The organism is Bacillus sp. LB7, from assembly GCF_030449715.1.
Classification (GTDB): Bacteria; Bacillota; Bacilli; order Bacillales; family Bacillaceae; genus Bacillus; species Bacillus paralicheniformis.
In genome coordinates this window covers 47406-64018 of the sequence record NZ_JASGCA010000011.1, presented here as the reverse complement: position 1 = coordinate 64018, position 16613 = coordinate 47406, and the positions used below count along the sequence as shown (strand labels likewise).

Below are 16613 nucleotides of genomic sequence, written 5' to 3'. Positions count from 1 at the left end.
GGTTTTTGCAACGGGGCTTCCGGAACCATCGTGTTTATTTCTGGTTAAAGATTCGGTTGAGATTGCTCGTGTTGTTGGTGATTGAGGTGATATAACGGCTTCCGCTTTCCATTTCCTTGTTGCACAGAGGGCATAGAGGGCGATCGCTGCTCGTGAAATTTTTTCTCATCCATCCGTTGCATTCCTCAGCCGTACATTCCCACGTACTGATATCTTCCTTTGGCAGAGGCTCTTGATTGCGATTGTTGTAATAAGACATATCGTCACTTCCTAACAAGTGTTTTTTGGAGTTCATTTAAGAATATTTTGTGAATCTTAAGACATTCTATTCGTCAATTTGTTATTCTATACTGGACAGGTTTATTTAAAGTCCAAGCCCAGTAAAAAAAAGGGGTTCAACCATGGAAAAAATCAACTGCAGAAGCTGCGGCGGGCTTACGCCTTACGATTCAAAAGTCTGTGAGGCATGCGGCTGCGAAAAACCGCTTCCAAAAGCACAGAAAATTACGGACCGGATTGTCTTGACTGCGGCGGGAGTGGTCGGCATCTTAACGATTGTGCTGATTTTGGGAACGATCTTCTCATATTTGAATATCATATAATGAAAAGGAGCCGGTGTCAGGCTCCTTTTCATTTTTATTTGTTTTCAAACATGCTTGTAGAGTGCAGCGGCTGCACGCGCGCTTTAGGATCCATGTAAGCTTTCGCATTGTTGACAGCGGTCGGCGCTTCTCCAAATCCGCTGGCAATCAGCTTGACTTTTCCTTCGTATGTGCAGATGTCGCCGGCTGCATAGAATCCCTCGATGTTCGTTTCCATTGTGGACTTGACGACGATCGAATTTTTCTCGATTTCAAGCCCCCAGTTTTTGATTGGTCCGAGAGATGAAACAAAGCCGAAGTTGACGATCACATCGTCGACATCGATGATTTCTTTTCTCTCGCCTTTCACTTCCTCGATGACGATCTGTTCAATCCGCTCGGCGCCGATCAGTTCGGTCGGAACAAACGGTGTCAACACATTGACTTTTGAATTGTGCAGGTTTTCGACGCTGTGTTCATGTGCGCGGAATTTATCGCGGCGATGAATAATTGACACCTCTTTTGCGATCGGTTCCAGCATAAGCGCCCAGTCGACGGCGGAGTCGCCGCCGCCCAACACCGCAACGCGTTTGCCCGCAAATTGATTCAGATCATCTATAAAGTAATGAAGGTTTGCATTCTCGTATTGAGCCGCAGATTCGAGCTCGAGCTTTCTCGGCTGGAATGCTCCGTTTCCGGCTGTAATAATCACCGTTTTAGAATAGTGGATTTCTTTGTTGGTGATGAGCTTGAAAATACCGTCAGCTTGTTTTTCAACGCTTTCGACGGCTTGCTCCAGACAAACGGTCTGATCAAATTTCGCCATTTGCTCTTTTAAATTGTCGACCAGCTCCTGAGCGCGGATTTTAGGGAACCCGGCTACATCGTATATGTATTTTTCGGGATACAAAGCGGACAGCTGACCGCCGAGCTGCGGCAGGCTTTCGATTATTTTGACGCTCGCTTGCCGCATTCCGCCGTAAAATGCGGTAAACAAGCCGACAGGGCCGCCCCCGATAATTGTAATGTCATATACTTTTGAGTCTTCACGCATGAAAATAATGCCCCCCTAAATGAAAATTGTTCTTAATTATATCATATCACATAAAATAAATACGAGCGCGTCTGTTTTTTTAGGCACGGGAAATATTACCGTCTGATCTAAAGTCTGCCGCCCGAGCATATTTAACCTTGAAAAAGCAAAAGCGAGCGGCTATGATGTAGTTGTGAACAATTTGTTAAAGATTCGTGAATATTTTTCGACGCACAGCCGAAAAACATTCCGTTGTTCGGCAAACTAAAGTGAAGGGTTTCACAAACTTTTTTTCATAAAAAGCCTGAAGCCGGCAGAAGATAACCCAAAGGCTATTTTTAATCCGGCTTAGCAGTAAAATACAGAAAAGGTGGATGTGATTCCGTTGAATAAGCCAAAAGTAGTAGTATTAGGTGCAGGTTATGGTGGATTAATGACCGTGACGAGACTTGTTAAAAAAATCGGCGTCAATGAAGCGGATGTTACGCTTGTCAACAAGCACAATTATCATTATGAGACAACCTGGATGCACGAAGCGAGCGCAGGTACGCTTCATCATGACAGATGCCGCTATCAAATTAAAGATGTCATCAATACATCCCGTGTCAATTTCGTTCAGGATACGGTAAAGAAAATCGATAAAGAAGGAAAGAAAGTCGTCCTTGAAACCGGCGAGCTTAGTTACGACTATCTTGTCGTGGCGCTAGGGGCCGTCCCTGAAACTTTCGGAATTTCTGGATTGAAAGAGTATGCTTTCTCCATTTCAAACATCAATTCGTCCCGGCAGCTTCGCGAGCACATTGAATATCAGTTTGCGACGTATAACACAGAAGCCGAGAAGCGCCCGGAACGCCTGACGATTGTTGTCGGAGGAGCGGGTTTTACCGGCATTGAATTTTTGGGCGAATTGGGCAACCGCATTCCTGAGCTGTGCCGCGAATACGATATCGACCGCCAGCAGGTTCGTTTAATATGCGTGGAAGCCGCGCCGTCCGTTCTCCCGGGCTTTGATCCGGAGCTTGTCGATTATGCGGTCAACTATCTTGAAGGAAAAGGCGTTGAATTCAAAATCGGCACGGCTGTGAAAGAATGCACGCCTGACGGAATCATCTGCGGAAAAGATGATCAGACCGAAGAAATCAAAGCAGGCACTGTCGTATGGGCCGCAGGTGTCCGCGGCAACCCGATCATAGAAGAATCAGGCTTTGAAAACATGCGCGGCCGTGTGAAGGTAAAACCTGATCTGCGCGTTGAAGGCCATGATGATATATTTGTTATCGGAGACTGCTCGCTGATCATAAATGAAGAAACCGAAAGGCCTTATCCGCCGACTGCGCAGATTTCCATGCAGCAGGGCGAAACGTGCGCAAACAATCTGGCCGCACTGATTCACGGCAAAGAAACGGAAACGTTCTCATTCGATAATAAAGGCTCTGTCGCTTCTCTAGGCGAACATGATGCAATCGGCGTCGCATTAGGGAGAAAGATGACGGGAACGACGGCGTCCATGATGAAAAAAATCATCGACAACCGCTCGCTGTTCATGATCGGCGGGCCGGGACTTGTGCTGAAAAAAGGAAAGTTTAAATTTTTCTAATCAGATAAGTTCAGCGTGACCCGCAACCCTTGCAGTCTAGGAAGGCCGAGCATCGGAAGCTGACTTTCACAGGATGTGATGACGGCGGCGTTCAGGCGGGACGCCTGGGCGATTAGCCGCCGAGCCTTCTCCTATTCCTGAGCACCGACTTAGCAGCCCTGACAATGAATGCGAGGGTTTCTCGACACGGTGAAGCCTGCAGCAGAAGCTGCGGGCTTTTTATTCGGGGTTAAAAACTTCAAAAACGAAAGAAAAAGGAAGAAAGATTATCTTTTAAGCGCTTACATCAAATGATCTGTTATATTTTCTGACTTTATTATTGACAATGTTCATGATATATTATCAGAAAATTAAGAAAAAAGGTGTGTATCTAATGAAGACGACGTCAACCCATCGCCTTGAATCAACCTGTACTTTCTGTTCGGGAAAAGGCTATTTTCAGCTTCTGCTTGGTGGTTCGGAAACGTGCAGCAACTGCAAGGGAACGGGAAAAGACCGCTGATCGCCGCTTTCCAATGATTGACTCAAGTTCCTTCCCCAATGTACACTAAAAGAGGTGAATTGGGGGTGGAGGCTTTGATTAGTTTACCAGTTGTCATCATTTCAGTTGTCTTATTTTTCGTCCTGTTTTTCGGTATCGGTTTTCTGCTGAATATGCTGCTCAGGATGTCATGGATCATGGCTGTCATTTATCCAATTGTATGCCTTTTCATTGTGAATAAAGAAAAGCTGATTCGCTATGTAGAGGCGCCGGGAGAGGCATTTTCCGGCCTTTTTGACAGAGTGGCTTCATTGGCTGCTGCCGATATCATCATTTTAGCCAGCGGAATGGCCGGAGCCCTATTGTCGGGCGTCACGATTAAAGCGCTGCGAAAAAGGGGATATCAAATGTTTTAAGCCTTCTTCTTCAAGGGAGAGGGTTTTTTGAATTTAATTTTTTCACTTTTCTCAAAACTTTTCCGTCATCTGAATATTTCTGTTTCCGCTTGGAAACAACTAGATGGTGAGAGGAGTGGAAGATTTGAGAAAAGTGATGACAATGTTCCGGCGTTTCTTGATGACAGTTTTGTTTGTCCTTGCTTTTATGACGACCTTCTTTGCCGTTTCAGGCGTGGAAGCACAGGACATATCCAGCTGGGCGAAAGAACGCGATCTGTCCTTGAAACAGCTGATGCTCACCTTTAAATCACTTCCGGAAGAAAAAGCGGAAAAAACATCTCTGTCTGCCGCAGAACAAATTAAAAACAAACCGAAATCGCTTGAAGATGCCTTTGACTGGACCAAGTATCCGAAGCAAAAAGTCACCGCGACCGGATATACAGCAGGGGCTGAATCGACGGGAAAACAGCCTCATCATCCAGATTACGGGATTACATATTCGGGAGTCAAAGTCAAAAGAGATTTATATTCAACCGTTGCTGCCGATCCGTCGGTCTTTCCGATCGGCACGATATTGTTCATACCGGACTACGGCTACGGCGTTGTTGCAGATACCGGATCAGCGATTAAAGGGAAACGGCTCGATTTGTACTATGAGACGGTTGAGGATGTTTATAAAGAGTGGGGCAAAAAAACACTTGATGTTTATGTCATTAAAAAAGGAAACGGCACCATTACCGAAGAGGATCTCCTGAAGCTCAATGAAAATAAATCGATGCAAGTATTCAGGCAAAAATATAAAATGGCGAAAGAATAAGAAAAAACGTTTAAGACCCGTGCGTCTTAAACGTTTTTTTGCTCTACATCAATAAATAATCGAGAAGCAGCGTCAGGGCAATGCCGGTCAAACCGCCGAAAAACACTTCGATCGGCTGATGGCCGAGCAGTTCCTTCAGCTTCTTCTGTTTTTCTTCTTGATGGCTTTTAGGGAAATCTTTCGCTTCGTTGACAAAGCGGTTGAAATCGCGGACAAGCCGGTTGATCACTGTTGCTTGTTCTCCGGCATGTCTTCTCACTCCGGTTGCATCAAACATTGTAATAACGGCGAATATGGCGGAAACGGCGAACAAAGAAGAATCCATCCCGTGATCAAGAGCCACGCCGGTTGAAAGCGCTGTAACGGCTGCTGAGTGTGAACTCGGCATTCCGCCAGTGCTTGTGATGAGCCGCCAATCCCATTTTTTCGAGACGACAAAGTAAATGGGAACCTTGATAAACTGAGCGAAAAAGATCGCGGCAAAGCTTGCCAGTAAAGGAAAGTTTGTGAGGATTTCCATTTTGCAGAACATCCTTTCTATAAAGAAAATAGAGATGAATTCAAAAAAGCACTCAGTTATTTGCTAAAATATATAATATGAAACCCCATCGGGAAAAAATGTTTTTCCTATTATAACATTGTTGTTTCAATTTTACTCACTTTGCTGATAAGGAGCTGTGAACGCATGTTTTATGCCTTTAAAGACTTCGAAAAAAAAGAAACGCTTTTAATCGGACTGTTTAAAAAAAGCCGGCTGTACGGGAAGGCGGAAGAAATCGACCGCCTTTTGGACGGCCAGCTTTCTCAGCTGCTGAAAGACGGGGATGTATCTTCCAAAAAAACGAAAGTGTCTAAAATATTTACCCCTTCCCTTCAGGGAGTCAAACGCATCTATATCGTCGGATTGGACCGTGAAGCGGAATTTACCTTCGAGGATGCGAAACAGTGCTTTGCCGAAGCTGTTCAGCAGATTCACAAAGATCGAAAGCAGGAGTTAACCGTCATGCTCGACAGCTTCGTATCCGAAGAGGTCCCAGCCGCTGACGCCGCGCATGCATTGGCTGAATCATGCATGCTGTCATGCTATGAAGTGCAGGATTACAAGCACAGAGCAAATGTGCCTGATCAATGCCTGCAAAGCGTCTATGTTTTGACAGACCATGACCTGAAGGAAATTCAGGCGAGTTTGCACGTCGGGCAGGTGTACGGAAATGCGACGAATTCGGCGAGAACCCTCGTGAACATGCCGGGGAACATGCTGACAGCCGCGGATCTCGCGTCATACGCCGCTGAATTGGCAGCAAAATACGAATTTGAATGTGAAATTCTCGAAAAGGCTGAAATGGAAGAGCTCGGGATGGGCGGTCTCCTCGCGGTCAACCAAGGATCAGAAGAGCCGCCGAAAATGATCGTCTTAAAATATCAGGGAAAAGAAGCATGGGATGATGTCATCGGTTTAGTCGGCAAAGGGATCACGTTTGATACCGGCGGCTATTCGATTAAGACGAAGAGCGGCATTGTCGGCATGAAGTCAGATATGGGCGGAGCCGCCAGCGTTTTGGGAGCGATGGAAGCCATCGGCGAATTGAGGCCGGAACAAAACGTGCTTGCCGTGATCCCGTCGACTGATAACATGATTTCGGGAAGCGCAATGAAGCCGGACGATGTCATCGTTTCCTTGAGCGGCAAGACGATTGAGATCTTGAATACGGACGCCGAAGGAAGGCTGGCGCTCGCTGATGGACTGACATATGCGAAGCACCACGGTGCCTCCGTGTTGATCGATGTCGCGACACTGACCGGAGGTGTCATCGTAGCTTTGGGAACGGAAACGACGGGCGCGATGACAAATCATGATCCGCTTTATCAGCAGGTGAGACAGGCGGCTGAAGAAGCGGGAGAATCAATTTGGCAGCTGCCGATTACAGAAAAAGACAAAAAAAGAGTGAAAAACAGCCAAATGGCCGATCTTAACAATTCACCGGGCAGGGAAGGCCATGCGATTATGGCCGGAACGTTCCTCGGCGAATTCGCCGAGCGGACGCCATGGGTTCACCTTGACATCGCCGGAACGGCAACGACAGCTCAAAGCTCATGCTTTGGACCGAAAGGCGGAACGGGCGTGATGGTAAGGACGCTTGTCACGTTTGTCGAGCGGTTTTCGGATCAATTGTAGGCTTTTATCCCCTTTGACAGAAGGGGATTTTTTTATGAAAAATACAGAGGAGCCTCATTGACGCATTCATAAAATATGTGGTACTATACGTTCATTACTTTAATTATCTACTACATTAGCAAACTAAAGTGTTTGTTCGGAGGTTTCAAATATGAATGCAGTTGTGATTGCTGTTATTGTCATGCTTATATTAAGCCTGCTGCGGGTCAATGTCGTTCTTGCCTTGATTGTGGGCGCTCTTGCCGGAGGTCTGACGGGCGGTCTCGGTCTCGGCCAGACGGTCAGCGTCTTCACGGAAGGACTCGGAGGCAACGCAACCGTTGCCGTCAGCTACGCGCTCCTTGGCGCATTTGCGGTCGCTTTGACGAAAACGGGTCTTCCGGATGCCATGGTTGAAGCTGCTGTCAAGCTGATCGGCAAAGAAGGTGATACAAGGCGCAAAACTCTTTCAAAAGCGCTGATCGTCTTCGTGATTTTAATCATTTCTTGTATGTCTCAAAATATCGTTCCGGTTCATATCGCATTTATCCCTGTTTTAATTCCGCCGTTATTGAAAATTTTGAATGAACTGCAAGTGGACCGCCGCCTGATTGCGTGTGCGATGACATTCGGATTGACAGCTCCGTATGTTTTGCTTCCTGTCGGCTTCGGCCAGATTTTCCAGGGGATTTTGAAAGACAATATGAAAGACGCCGGACTTTCGGTCACATTGGCTGATATTCCAATCGCCATGATCATCCCGATCGCCGGGATGATTGCCGGTTTGGCTGCCGCTGCTTTTGTGTACCGCAAACCGCGCACGTACGAAATGAAGGAAATCGCCGGTCAAAAATCGGCGGTCTATACGAAAAAAAGCCTTTCGATTGCCGCTTTGGCCATCGCTGTATCACTAAGCGTACAGCTTTATTTGTCTCAAAGTTTAGACGTCGACGGAATGATCTTCGGCGCGCTCAGCGGTTTGGCAGTCTTGTTTTTAAGCGGAGCGATGAAACGCGGCGAAGCGGACGAATTGATCACAAACGGCATGAACATGATGGCGTTTATCGGATTTGTGATGCTGGCCGCAGCCGGTTTTGCCAATGTGCTTGAGAAAACGGGCGATGTCAAAGCTCTTGTTGAAGCGTCAACCGGTTTCATCAGCAATAATCAAGTGATCGGCGCATTGCTGATGCTGATTGTCGGCTTATTGATTACAATGGGGATCGGTTCATCATTTGCGACGATTCCGATTATAGCAACGATATTTGTGCCGCTTTGCATGCAGCTTGGCTTCAGTCCGATGGCGACCATCGCCATTATCGGGACGGCGGCGGCTCTCGGAGACGCCGGTTCACCTGCGAGCGACAGCACGCTTGGCCCGACATCCGGCTTGAATGCAGACGGACAGCACCACCACATTTGGGACACTTGTGTTCCGACATTCATCTTTTATAATATTCCGCTGATTTTGTTTGGCTGGATCGCGGCGATTGTTCTTTAAAAAAATTCCCCTCGCTTTGAGGGGAATTTTTTTCTATGTTTGTTAAAATAAAAAGAGAACCGCACCGCCTGCTTTTTATTAATAAGTCGGGTTTCTTCTGAAGCCTGCGCCTTTTTGAACCGCTCGGAAAACCTTTGAGGCGAGCGCGGCGAGCAGGACGGAGAATGCCAAGTCTTTCACGAAGAACCAGGTCATCATCTTCCAAACGGCTGAATAAGACAACGGTGTATTAAGCCAAGTTGAAAACGCGAGATACGTATAGTTGACGCCAATCAGATAAATGATCAGTGTACCGATCAATGAAGCTGTGAAAAAGTGGCCTGTTTTCGGCTCTGATACTTTGTCCGTGATCCAGCCTGCGGCATATGCGGCAGGAATGTAGGATAGAATAAATCCGGCGCTTCCTTTGAAAAGAACGGAAATACCGCCTGAAAAAGAAGCGAATACAGGAGCGCCTACAAAGCCGACTAACGCATAGACGATCATGGCCAGCGCACCTAATTTGCGGCCGAGCAGAAGCCCGGCAAGCAGACAGAAGAAAGGCTGCATCGTAAGCGGAATACCGCCGATTTGCAGAAACGGGGCAAACGAAGTGATATTAGCGCCGATTCCCATCAGGGCGGCAAACATTCCGACAAGCGCCATATCAGCGGCGCGAAGTTTCTTTTTATTCATGAGCTTTGTTCCTCCTCAGTGATTCAACACAACTTTATCGTAAGAGATCGTAAAATAGTTTGTCAACCATTTTTTAATGAGAGTTAACAAAGGGGGGGTCTTTCGTGTTTTTTGGAAAAACAAAAACGCACAAGTCCGACAGGGTGCCTCCAAACCAAAATGTCACAACATCTTTTCCTGTTCTTCATGCAGGCGATGTTCCGGAATACGAAGACTTGTCAAAATGGAATTTGCAAGTTTACGGACTTGTCGAACAGCCGCTCTTGCTGACCTTGAATGATCTGCATGACATGCCGCAGAGCGAAGTGTCCAATGACATTCATTGTGTAACAGGCTGGTCCCGGCTCGATAATGTTTGGGAAGGGATCAAAACAAAGGAGATCGCTGAAAGAGTAAAGCCGCTTCCGCAAGCCAAATTTGTCATCTTGCATGCAGAGGAAGGCTGGACGACGAATGTTCCGCTCGAAGACTTTTTAAAGGACTCGTCTCTTTTGGCCCATTCCCACAACGGCGCCCCGCTCACGCCGGAGCACGGCTTTCCGCTCAGAGCGGTCATGCCGCATCTGTATTTTTGGAAAAGCGCCAAATGGCTGAGGGGCATTCAGTTAACAAAGGAAAACCATCCGGGCTTTTGGGAGAAAAACGGCTACCATATGAGGGGAGACCCTTGGAAAGAAGAAAGGTACAGCTTTGATTAGCGGGGGAGGGTGAAATGTTTTTCGTACAGCTGTTCATATTTTTCATGCTGACCGTCTGTTTTTGGCTTATCATTGTATCGTTCAAGAAAAAGGCTTTTGCTGTTTTATTAGCGCTGATGGCTGCGGCGGTTCTGTCGCTGTTTGCCGCAGCCGGCGATGTCTCAGACAGGACGCTGTGGGGAATTGTCCTGTTTGCGGCGATCCCTGTTTCTGCAATCGCGGCAAAGTTGTTTCAGGATCGGCGGAAAACGGAATAATAGGAAAAGACAGAGTCACGGAGATATTTCCCGAGGCTCTGTCTTTTTGCTGCTAGGCGCCGGCGGCTGACGACGAATTTTCGATCGCAAGCTCTGCCGGAACGTAATCATAGTTTAAGTCCCTGGCTACGGCTTCATAAGTGATATGGCCGTTTGCTGTGTTTACGCCGGCTTTTAACGCACGGTTTTCAAGAATCGCTTTTTCCGCGCCCTTGTTTGCGATTTCAAGCGCATACGGCACCGTTACATTCGTCAGCGCGACTGTGGATGTCCGCGGAACGGCGCCCGGCATGTTGGCGACGGCGTAATGGACGATTCCGTGTTTGACATAGGTCGGATTGTCGTGGGTTGTGATGTGATCCACCGTCTCGACGATGCCGCCTTGATCGATTGCGACGTCAACGATCACAGAGCCCGGTTTCATCTGTTTAACCATCTCTTCCGTCACTAAAGTCGGCGCTTTGGCACCCGGGATCAGCACCGCGCAGATGAGGAGATCGGCTTCCGCTACGGCATCGGCGATGTTGACCGGATTGGACATCAATGTTTTGATTTGGTTGCCGAATTGATCATCAAGCTGGCGCAGACGTTCTGCGCTTAAATCGATCATCGTCACATCGGCTCCGAGGCCCGCCGCGATTTTTGCCGCATTTGTGCCGACAACGCCTCCGCCGATGATCGTCACTTTCCCGCGCGCGACTCCGGGTACACCGGCCAATAGTATGCCTTTTCCGCCTTTCGGCTTTTCAAGGAACTGTGCGCCGATTTGAGCGGCCATCCGCCCGGCTACCTCTGACATCGGCGTCAGCAATGGAAGGGAACGGCCGTCGCTGACCGTTTCATAGGCAATGGCTGTCACGCCTTTTTGCTTTAATGCTTCAGCCAGGGAAGGCTCTGCGGCCAGATGCAGATAAGTGAACAAAATGAGACCTTCTCTAAAATACGGATATTCTTCAGGGAGCGGCTCTTTGACTTTCATCACCATATCAGCCGTTTCCCAGACAGCTTTTGCCTGTTCTGAGATCTCCGCTCCCACTGAGACGTAATCTTCATTTTCAAACCCGCTTCCAGTTCCCGCGTCTTTTTCCATGATGACGCGGTGTCCGGCCGCGATTAGTTGAGAAGCCGCACCGGGAGTCAAGGCAACACGGTTTTCATTGTTTTTGATTTCTTTCGGTACGCCGATAATCATCCCATTATTCCTCCTTTTTCTGTAAAAATGCTGTTGTTTTAGTTTATACTGACTTTTTAGAATTTTCTTTGTTTGAATCAGAAAATAAAAAAACATGCATTTGTGGAATTTCACAAATGCATGTTGCGAAGCTTGATTTCCAGATAAATCGTAAATTTTTCATTGATGTTTTTTAAATCGATTTCGGCGATTTTACTGATGCGCTTCAGCCTGTAGTTCAGCGTGTTAACGTGAATGTTCAGCTTTTTGGCGGCGGTGTTGACGTTGCTGTCGCATTCGATAAACTGCTCAAGCGTCTCGACAAGATTGGAGTGGTGCTCTTTGTCATATGCTTCAAGCTGCATTAAAGAATAGTTTGGATAGCTTGCGTGTTTCCGTTTTTCGCTGAGCACGTCGAGATACTGATAGATGCCGAGCTCTGAAAAGCTGACGAGCTGCCTTGTTTCTTCGGGAAAACGCTCCTTGACCTTCAGCGCCGAGAGCGCTTCCTGATAAGACTGGTGTACAAGGGTGATCAAGCTGTACATTCCGCCGATCGCAATCGTGCAGTTGTTCAGTTTATAGCGCTCTTCAAGCTGCTTTTGTATATTCGCGGCAAATTGCTTTAAATCATTGAACGGCTGTCCCTTTTGCCCCGTTTTTGGCGAAGCGAGGACAATCAGCTCATTATAGTCGATTGTAGCCAGAAGAATTTGCACCTGCTGCGTCGTCTCCAGCAAGTAATGGAGCTGTTTTTCGGTTTTTTCTTCGATTTCGTCTTTCAGCCGGATGATGATGACCGAGTAAGTTGAAGGAACTCCGATACCAAGCTGATGAAAGCCGTCAGAGATCTCCTGATCTTCCGAAATATGCCCGGTCAAAAGCTTCCAGAAAAATTCCTGGCTGCGCTGTTCATTTTTTCTTTTTCGGACTTGATAAGGCAGCAGCTTGTTTTTGACGGAATCCGCAGCCAGCTTCAAAAGGTGAAGCTCGTCTTCCGACAGCGTTTTTTGGCTTTCCAGCGCCCAGATAAAACCGATAACCTCGCTGTTTTTCCAGATTGATATCGCTACGCGGCTCGACAAGCCGACTTCATCGATTTGCTCGACCCTGATCGGTTCGTCGGTTTTCATCAAGGCGGGAATCGTTCCATCTTTCCAAAGCTTGTTGATGACCTTTTCCGGCACGCGCCTTCCGATGATCGTTGACGTTCTCGCCGGATCCGTGTAGTCGCTGTGGGTGCTGTAAGCAAGGAGACGGTGGTTGATGTCTTCTATTGTAATCGGACAGTCCAGCACCTCGCTGATATGATCTGCCACATCTTCTAAACGGTCATATTGATATTTAAAAGGATTGTTTCGATTGTTCATAAAAAAACCCCTACTTTTATGTTTGCATGAAAAAATTTTGACATATACCCATCTTACTTTTATTATGAATATAGTTGTTTGTTAAAATCAACAAAAAAGTCGCTGATGATTTATTATTTTTCATAAATGCGGCGACGTATTACACCAAATTTAATTATTCTGAAATAAGAGGAGTAGGAACATTGGCGATTCTAGAGAAAATTAACGGCTTTTTATGGGGAGTCCCGGGCATCATTCTGCTTGTGGGAACCGGTTTATTTCTGACGTTCATCCTGCGGGGGCTTCAATTTAAAAGATTGATATATGCATTCAAGCTTGCATTCGGGAAAGAGAAAGAATCAGCCGGAGCAGACGGTGATGTCAGCAATTTCAAGGCGCTGATGACGACGCTTGCCGGAACGATCGGAAACGGGAATATTGCCGGTGTAGCCACGGCGATTACAGTTGGAGGTCCGGGGGCTTTGTTTTGGATGTGGCTCGTCGGTCTTTTAGGGATGGCTACGAAATACAGCGAAGCATTGCTCGCCACGAAATACCGCGTCAAAAATGAGCGGGGCGAATATTCGGGCGGGCCGATGTACTATGTCGAAAAAGGGCTCGGGAAGAAGTGGAAGCCGCTTGCCGTTTTATTTGCATTGTCAGGTGTGCTTGCCTCTTTTGGAATCGGGGATTCCGTCCAGTCCAACACGATTTCGGAAGTCGTCACACACAGTTTCGGAATTTCCGACTGGATCATCGGCCTTGTGCTCGCGGTATTGACGGCTGCGATCATCTTCGGCGGTTTTCAGCGTGTCAGCACGGTTGCGAGCATTTTCGTGCCGGTCATGGCGGTTCTTTATATCAGCGGCTCACTGATCATTATTTTCCTTCATTATGATCAAATCATTCCAGCATTCCAGCTGATTTTTTACCACGCCTTCAACCCGGTGTCAGCTGCAGGGGGCTTTACGGGTGTGATCGTGTCTGAGGCGATCAGAAACGGCATGTCGAAAGGGATCTTTTCAAACGAAGCGGGTCTTGGTACCGCTGCTTTGATCGCAGGTAACACGAAATCCGATCACCCCGTCAAGGCCGCTTTGGTTGCGATGACGGGAACTTTCATCGTCACATTGATCGTATGTACAATGACGGGGCTTGTTCTCATTATCACGGGTTTCTGGGATCCTTCAGGCGGTCTGCTTTCTGGTGTTGCCCACGATACATCGCTTGACGCCGGCGCGCTGACAAACGCCGCATTTGCTTCTTCACTGGGAGCCGCGGGCAAATACATCGTGACGTTTTCAGTTATTTTCTTCGGCTACTCAACCATTGTCGGTTGGTATGTATATGGAGAAAAATGTCTGGAATATTTAGTTGGTTTAAAATGGGTGCCGGTTTACCGTGTCGTGTATGTCATCGCTGCATATTACGGTGCAGTCGCAAGCCTCAATACTGTATGGGCTTTTGCCGACATGGCGAACGCATTAATGATGATCCCGAACCTGATCGCCCTTGTGCTCTTATGGAAAGTCATTCGGGCGGAAACTGACGATTTCTTTTTGCACCATTATAATAAGGAAAAACAAAAGTCAGCCGGCTTGAAAGCGGGCTGATCGAGACAAGCCTGCCTCTCTTAGAGGCGGGCTTTTTTGCGCTTATGCAATCCTTCCTTTATCCTATGGAAACGCTTCAGACTCAAATAGGTATATGCAACCATGTCATTTGACGCAAATGTTCCGAAAGAAGAAAATTGAGATATTTTTACTAGATTTCTATAATTTTTGCCGGGTGGAAATAGAGGAATGATAAACCTTTAGACTCATTTTGTAAAATAACAACAGATTTGTTTGACTGTGCCTCAATCTTGTTTTTATAATAAAAGCGTTCAAAAAAATAAGTTATTTAGCCCATATCTAGGGCGAATAGCGCAGGAGGTATAAGGAATATGTCAGGAATCATTCGTGTTACGCCGGCTGAATTGCGGCAAATGGCTGACAGATATCAAAAAGAAAGCGGAGATGTGACTGAACAGGTCAATCAGCGTCTTGATCAAATGATCAACCAGCTTCAAGATATGTGGGAAGGTGAATCAAGCCGTGCGTTCTCAGAGCAATATCAAGAGCTAAGACCTTCTTTTATTAAAATGGCTGAACTTCTAAGCGACGTTTCTAAACAGCTTCATCAGACTGCTAACACTCTTGAAAGCACTGACCAAGACATCGCTAGCCAAATTCGCGGCTAATTTACAGATTAGAAGAATGAGAGAAGCGCCTAATTCAAAAGAAGATGACGGCGCTTTTTCTATTGAGAGGTGATGAACTGGTGTATGTTGACATTACCATCGATTTAAAACATTACGACGGCAGCGCCTTTGACCTCAGGCTGTCGGATTACCATTCTGTTAAAAAGGTAATCGACATCGCGTGGCAAGCCAAAAGCATACCGGTACCTCCCCGGGAAGGCTACTGGGTAAGGGTGACAAATAAAGATGCCGTTTTTTCAGGCGAATATACATTATCGCAATGCGGAATTACGACAGGTGACCGCCTGGAAATTTTATGAAAGGATCTGGATGAATGGCAGAGAAAAAGAAAACGTATCTCGAAGACCAATTAGAGGCCGTCATGACGAAAGAAGACGGTGCTTATATCTTTCGTTTTCAAAGAGAAAAGATCAATCTTGTGAACGGCTTGGAAGCAAACGTCATCAAAGAAGTCGATCCTTCCTTTAATAAAGAAACCGTCATGACCGATGATGAAGTCCAAATTTTGATTCAGCCTCCTTCCGAATATAAAGAATTTCGTTATATAAAAGGAAAAAATAAAAAGAGCAAATGGCTTTTTGCGTACCAGCTTGTGAAAGCCGTTGAAGAACATTCAATTAAAAGGCTGCACCTGATCGCTGCGCCTGAAAACATCGTTTTTGACAAAGGATTAACACCTAAATTTTTACATTATGGAGTGAAAGAAAGCATTCCACCATATGAACACGACGAAGAAAGACTTTTCAATGAAGTGAAAGCCGCCGCTGCGCTTGCTGTCGACGGGCAGTTTACTTTTGAAGAGTATTTAAAATACAGCGAAACCATCAAGTTTTCAGATCAGGTAAAAGACATCATCACAAGCGGGACGTACGGCGATTTGAAAGCCGTCATTCAAAAGAGGATCGATGAACTGGATGCCGAAGAAAAAACGCTTGTCCATCTTCCGAAGAAGAAATGGAAGATTCAAAGGTACATAGGGTTAGGACTTATTTTATGCTTAATACCGGCTGTTTTATTTTCCTTCTACTCATTATTCTTTGCACAACCGAAACAGCAGGCGTTTATCGAAAGCAACCGCTACTTCTTAAATAAACAGTACAGCAAAGTCATCAGTACGCTGGATAAATATGATGCCGGCGAGATGCCTGATTCTGTTCAATATCAGCTGGCTTATTCGTATATCATCGTTGACAATGTACTGAAGGAAGCGGATTTACAGGAAGATGCCATGAAGAGTCTGACGCTTCAAGTCGATCCGAATAACTTCCTTTACTGGATTCAGATCGGACGCGGCGCCAATAAAGAAGCGCTTGAGACGGCCCGTAAGCTGGAAAACAATGCACAGATTATGTTGGCACTTATGAAATATACAGATGACATTAAAGCCGATGATAAATTGTCCAGTGATGAGAGGCAGAAACAGCTGGAACCGCTCGAAAAAGAACTTGAAGAATTGAAGCGGACAGCAGATGAACAGAAAGCTAAAACTGATGAAAACCAGCAGGCAAACACCGAGCAGAGCCAGGCGGACGTAGAGGCCGCAAAGGCTGAAAAGGAGAAAGCCGAGCAAGAGCAGGCGAAAAAAGAAAATAAAGAAAAGGAAGACAAAAAGAAAAAAGATGATAAATAAAAGCGAA

General features: G+C 46.5%; 19 protein-coding genes. 13 read left to right on the top strand and 6 right to left on the bottom strand.

Features of this window, described 5'->3' with window-relative positions; all coding sequences use genetic code 11:
* Nucleotides 1-34 precede the first annotated feature (34 nt).
* Nucleotides 35-259 carry a cold-shock protein gene (locus QMZ64_RS14950; RefSeq protein ID WP_265625776.1) on the bottom strand — a complete coding sequence of 75 codons (225 nt, stop codon included), beginning with the start codon at nucleotides 257-259 and terminating at the stop codon, nucleotides 35-37.
* Between the two features lie 142 nt (nucleotides 260-401).
* Between QMZ64_RS14950 and QMZ64_RS14945 the strand changes: the two genes are divergently transcribed.
* Nucleotides 402-602 (top strand): hypothetical protein, encoded by a 201-nt coding sequence (locus QMZ64_RS14945; RefSeq protein ID WP_020452822.1) that lies wholly within the window; start codon nucleotides 402-404, stop codon nucleotides 600-602.
* Between the two features lie 34 nt (nucleotides 603-636).
* Here QMZ64_RS14945 and yumC read toward each other — a convergent pair whose 3' ends face one another.
* On the bottom strand, nucleotides 637-1635 hold the full coding sequence (gene yumC, locus QMZ64_RS14940; protein WP_050820794.1) for a ferredoxin--NADP reductase 2: 999 nt from the start codon (nucleotides 1633-1635) through the stop codon (nucleotides 637-639).
* 358 nt (nucleotides 1636-1993) lie between these two features.
* Between yumC and QMZ64_RS14935 the strand changes: the two genes are divergently transcribed.
* The 4 genes from QMZ64_RS14935 (at nucleotide 1994) to QMZ64_RS14920 (ending at nucleotide 4907) form a co-directional block, all read left to right on the top strand.
* Nucleotides 1994-3211 (top strand): NAD(P)/FAD-dependent oxidoreductase, encoded by a 1218-nt coding sequence (locus QMZ64_RS14935; protein WP_265627904.1) that lies wholly within the window; start codon nucleotides 1994-1996, stop codon nucleotides 3209-3211.
* Nucleotides 3212-3584: 373 nt separating this feature from the next.
* Nucleotides 3585-3713 (top strand): YuiA family protein, encoded by a 129-nt coding sequence (locus QMZ64_RS14930; protein WP_003184925.1) that lies wholly within the window; start codon nucleotides 3585-3587, stop codon nucleotides 3711-3713.
* Between the two features lie 74 nt (nucleotides 3714-3787).
* Nucleotides 3788-4108 (top strand): YuiB family protein, encoded by a 321-nt coding sequence (locus tag QMZ64_RS14925; RefSeq protein WP_011198260.1) that lies wholly within the window; start codon nucleotides 3788-3790, stop codon nucleotides 4106-4108.
* A gap of 133 nt (nucleotides 4109-4241) precedes the next feature.
* On the top strand, nucleotides 4242-4907 hold the full coding sequence (locus tag QMZ64_RS14920) for a 3D domain-containing protein (protein ID WP_301441423.1): 666 nt from the start codon (nucleotides 4242-4244) through the stop codon (nucleotides 4905-4907).
* A 43-nt stretch (nucleotides 4908-4950) separates the two neighbouring features.
* Here QMZ64_RS14920 and QMZ64_RS14915 read toward each other — a convergent pair whose 3' ends face one another.
* Nucleotides 4951-5427 (bottom strand): divergent PAP2 family protein, encoded by a 477-nt coding sequence (locus QMZ64_RS14915; protein WP_043927710.1) that lies wholly within the window; start codon nucleotides 5425-5427, stop codon nucleotides 4951-4953.
* A 165-nt stretch (nucleotides 5428-5592) separates the two neighbouring features.
* Here QMZ64_RS14915 and QMZ64_RS14910 point away from each other — a divergent pair, with 165 nt between their 5' ends.
* On the top strand, nucleotides 5593-7083 hold the full coding sequence (locus QMZ64_RS14910) for a leucyl aminopeptidase (RefSeq protein WP_265625778.1): 1491 nt from the start codon (nucleotides 5593-5595) through the stop codon (nucleotides 7081-7083).
* 151 nt (nucleotides 7084-7234) lie between these two features.
* Nucleotides 7235-8563 carry a Na+/H+ antiporter family protein gene (locus QMZ64_RS14905; protein ID WP_265625779.1) on the top strand — a complete coding sequence of 443 codons (1329 nt, stop codon included), beginning with the start codon at nucleotides 7235-7237 and terminating at the stop codon, nucleotides 8561-8563.
* A 78-nt stretch (nucleotides 8564-8641) separates the two neighbouring features.
* Here QMZ64_RS14905 and QMZ64_RS14900 read toward each other — a convergent pair whose 3' ends face one another.
* Nucleotides 8642-9238 carry a biotin transporter BioY gene (locus QMZ64_RS14900; RefSeq protein ID WP_243942327.1) on the bottom strand — a complete coding sequence of 199 codons (597 nt, stop codon included), beginning with the start codon at nucleotides 9236-9238 and terminating at the stop codon, nucleotides 8642-8644.
* A 104-nt stretch (nucleotides 9239-9342) separates the two neighbouring features.
* Between QMZ64_RS14900 and QMZ64_RS14895 the strand changes: the two genes are divergently transcribed.
* Complete coding sequence (locus tag QMZ64_RS14895) at nucleotides 9343-9936, top strand: sulfite oxidase-like oxidoreductase (RefSeq protein ID WP_265625780.1); 594 nt, start codon at nucleotides 9343-9345, stop codon at nucleotides 9934-9936.
* Between the two features lie 14 nt (nucleotides 9937-9950).
* Entirely contained in the window at nucleotides 9951-10193 is a 243-nt protein-coding gene (locus QMZ64_RS14890) for a hypothetical protein (RefSeq protein WP_265625781.1), read from the top strand.
* Between the two features lie 52 nt (nucleotides 10194-10245).
* On the opposite strand, the gene ald is transcribed toward QMZ64_RS14890, so the two are convergent.
* Nucleotides 10246-11385, bottom strand: a complete 1140-nt coding sequence (gene ald, locus QMZ64_RS14885; protein ID WP_301441403.1) for an alanine dehydrogenase — start codon at nucleotides 11383-11385, stop codon at nucleotides 10246-10248.
* A 110-nt stretch (nucleotides 11386-11495) separates the two neighbouring features.
* Entirely contained in the window at nucleotides 11496-12734 is a 1239-nt protein-coding gene (locus QMZ64_RS14880; protein WP_020452812.1) for a sporulation transcriptional activator AdeR, read from the bottom strand.
* Nucleotides 12735-12916: 182 nt separating this feature from the next.
* On the opposite strand from QMZ64_RS14880, the gene QMZ64_RS14875 reads away from it, so the two are divergent.
* From QMZ64_RS14875 to essB, 4 genes are all read left to right on the top strand, one after another.
* Nucleotides 12917-14326: an alanine/glycine:cation symporter family protein gene (locus QMZ64_RS14875; RefSeq protein WP_301441402.1), complete on the top strand. Its 1410-nt coding sequence runs from the start codon at nucleotides 12917-12919 to the stop codon at nucleotides 14324-14326.
* Between the two features lie 332 nt (nucleotides 14327-14658).
* Nucleotides 14659-14955, top strand: coding sequence for a WXG100 family type VII secretion target (locus QMZ64_RS14870; protein ID WP_003184900.1), 297 nt, complete (start codon nucleotides 14659-14661; stop codon nucleotides 14953-14955).
* Nucleotides 14956-15035: 80 nt separating this feature from the next.
* A complete protein-coding gene (gene yukD, locus QMZ64_RS14865) occupies nucleotides 15036-15275 on the top strand; it encodes an ESX secretion system protein YukD (protein ID WP_020452810.1) in 240 nt (79 codons plus the stop codon).
* A gap of 14 nt (nucleotides 15276-15289) precedes the next feature.
* Nucleotides 15290-16606, top strand: a complete 1317-nt coding sequence (essB, locus tag QMZ64_RS14860) for a type VII secretion protein EssB (RefSeq protein WP_075751295.1) — start codon at nucleotides 15290-15292, stop codon at nucleotides 16604-16606.
* The last annotated feature ends 7 nt before the right edge of the window (nucleotides 16607-16613 follow it).